The organism is uncultured Frigoribacterium sp., from assembly GCF_963515265.1.
GTDB lineage: Bacteria > Actinomycetota > Actinomycetes > Actinomycetales > Microbacteriaceae > Frigoribacterium.
On sequence record NZ_CAUPYL010000276.1, the window covers coordinates 1 to 2,623 of the forward strand.

The window sequence follows — 2,623 nt, forward strand, 5'->3', positions numbered from 1 at the left end:
CCCCGCGCTGGGTGCGTACCCCCCGGGGGGGGGGGGGTTCCATCGTCCACTCAGGGGTGTCCGGCTCGGTCCGGGCTACTCGCTGACGCTGTCGCTCTCGCCGGCGAGCTCGCCGCCGTCGATGACGAACTCGGCCCCGGTCTGGAAGCTGGACTCGTCGCTGGCCAGGTAGACGACAAGGTTCGACACCTCCTGCGGCTCGCCGATCCGGTGCAGGGCGCCGAGCTGGTCGCCGAGCTCCAGGCCGTCGGTCATCGGGGTGCGGATGACGCCAGGGTGCACCGAGTTCGAGCGCACGTTCGCCGAGCCGAGCTCGAGCGCGACCGACTTGGTCAGCCCGCGGAGGGCGAACTTCGACGCCACGTAGCCGTGCAGCGCCGTGGTGCCCTGCAGTCCTGCGGTGGAGGAGATGTTGACGATCGACGACGGGGCCGACGCGACCAGCGCCTCCTTCGCCGCGGTGATGCCGAGGAAGGCTCCCGTGACGTTGATGCCGAGGATGAGGTTCCACTGGTCGAGCGTGTACGTGCCGAGGCGGCCGAAGTTGACGATGCCGGCGTTGTTCACGAGCACGTTGAGGCCGCCGAACTCGCTGACGGCCGTGGCGACGGCCGCCTCCCAGTCGTCGGGCGACGTCACGTCGAGGTGCACGTAGCGGGCGGCGTCGCCGAGCTCCTCTGCGAGGGCGCGGCCCTCGTCGTCGAGCAGGTCGCCGATGACGACCTTGCCTCCCTCGGCCACGATCGCGCGGGCGTGCGATGCGCCCATGCCTCGCGCGCCTCCGCTGATGAGGGCGATCTTGCTGGTCAGTCTGTCCATGGGTGGCTCCTTCGCCATCGGGTGCTGCGGGTCGTTCGGGTTCGCGAGCAACGGTGCTCTGCGGGTCTCGGCAGATGTCGCACTGGGCGACGGGTGTTGCCGTGACGGGAGAGTAGCGACCGAACCGTCGGGTTCGCTGAGGGAACCTCGACAGAGCCACGGCACGCGCGGGCGGCTCGTGGGCGTCGACGTGTCCCGTCTTGTTCCGAGCGTCCCGTCTCGCCGTGACGAGACGTGATGCTCGGAACGAGACGGGACGCGGACAGGGACACACGTGGGCACCCGAGCGCGGCGGCGGTCACCAGCGCGAGCGCGGCCGCGGCCGTGGCCGCGGCCGCTACTGCTCCGTCAGGGCCGGTGCGCACGCCTTCACCGAGGGGTGGTCGGTGCTCGTGTGCCGAGGCTAGGGCGTGCGGTGCGTCTCGAGGCGGACCGCGCCGCGCTCCATCAGCCGCCACGACCCACCCGCCAGCGGCGTGAGCGTCACCGCCACGTAGACCGCCGCCACGATGCCGAAGGCGACGGCGAGGCCGACGGTGTCGGCGGCGACTCCGCCGAGGAGGGCTCCGAACGGGACCCCGGCCCAGGCCCCCGCGTTGAGGAGGCCGAAGACGCGGCCCCGCAGGTGCTCGGGCACCCGCTCCAGCTCGACCGTCGCGAGGATCGGGTTGAGTGCGCCCGCCGCCAGCCCCGACAGTGCGGTCGCGGCGACCAGCACGGGCAGCGGGGAGCCGAGCGCGAACGCCAGGCTCGAGGGGCCGCCGGCCAGCGCGAAGCAGAACGCGAACGTGACCCGCCGCGGCACCCGGTGCGCGACGAAGCCGAAGACGACGTTGCCGAGCAGGGCGCAGCCGCCCATGGTCGCGACCAGCAGCCCCAGGCTCGCCGCGCCTCCTAGTCGGTCGTTGGCGTAGAGCGGCAGCAGGGTCGACCCACGGGCCGCGTCGAGGAGGTTCGTGACCAGCACCAGCGCCACGATCAGCCGCATCAGAGGGTCGCGGACGACGAAGCGGGCTCCCTCGGCGAGGTCCTGCCAGTAGGAGGCGCGGGCCGGCTCGGTGCTGCCGGTGCTGCCGGTGCGGCTGCGGCTGCGGCTGCGGCAGTTGCGACTGCGGCGGCCGGGCCCCTGACCACGCTCGCCAGCCGACGCTGCGGGGTGGGGGCTCGCCGTGCTGGCTGATCCGTCACGGGACGGATCAGGCCCAGGGACGAGCGCCCAGGTCAGCACCGCCGAGACGGCGAACGTCGCCGCGTTGACGAACAGCGACGGGATCGGTCCGACGGCGGCGACGAGCAGACCGGCCAGCGACGCCCCGATCAGCTTGGCGAAGCGCTCGGAGCCGTCGAGCAGGCCGACGCTCCGCTCGATGCGGATGCCGGCGCGCTCGGTGAGGCCGGGGAGCATCACCCGACGCGCGGTCTGGCCCGGGGTGTCGAGCAGGCCGGCGACGAAGACCAGTGCCAGCAGCGCCCAGAACGGCAGGCCGACGGTCAGGGCCAGCACCGGCATCGCGAGAACGGAGGCGCCGCTCACGACGTCCGCCACGATCGCGGCGCGGCGGTGGCCGACCCGGTCGACGACCACCCCGCCGAGCGGCCCGCCGATGATCACCGGCGCCGTCGCGAAGGCCGCGGCGACCCCGATCTCGACGCCGGAGCCGCCCAGCGCGAGGACGTAGAAGGGGACCGCGAAGGCCGTGACGACGTTGCCGGTCTGCGAGATCGCGTGGGCGGCGACGAGCGCCGAGAGGGCGGTGCGGGAGGCGCGGGTCGCGCTGGTCGCGCCGGTCGCGCTGGTGGGGCC

General features: G+C 73.5%; 2 protein-coding genes. Both read right to left on the reverse strand.

What is annotated here, in order from left to right:
- Positions 1–75: 75 nt before the first annotated feature.
- Positions 76–819, reverse strand: coding sequence for an SDR family oxidoreductase (locus RWM17_RS13880; RefSeq protein WP_314104629.1), 744 nt, complete (start codon positions 817–819; stop codon positions 76–78).
- A 403-nt stretch (positions 820–1,222) separates the two neighbouring features.
- The coding region (locus RWM17_RS13885) for an MFS transporter (protein WP_314104631.1) at positions 1,223–2,623 on the reverse strand (1,401 nt) is incomplete at its 5' end.

Coding starts and splice junctions, on each gene's coding strand:
- RWM17_RS13880 (WP_314104629.1), bottom strand. CDS start 819: ATGGACAGACTGACCAGCAAGATCGCCCTCATCAGCGGAGGCGCGCGA.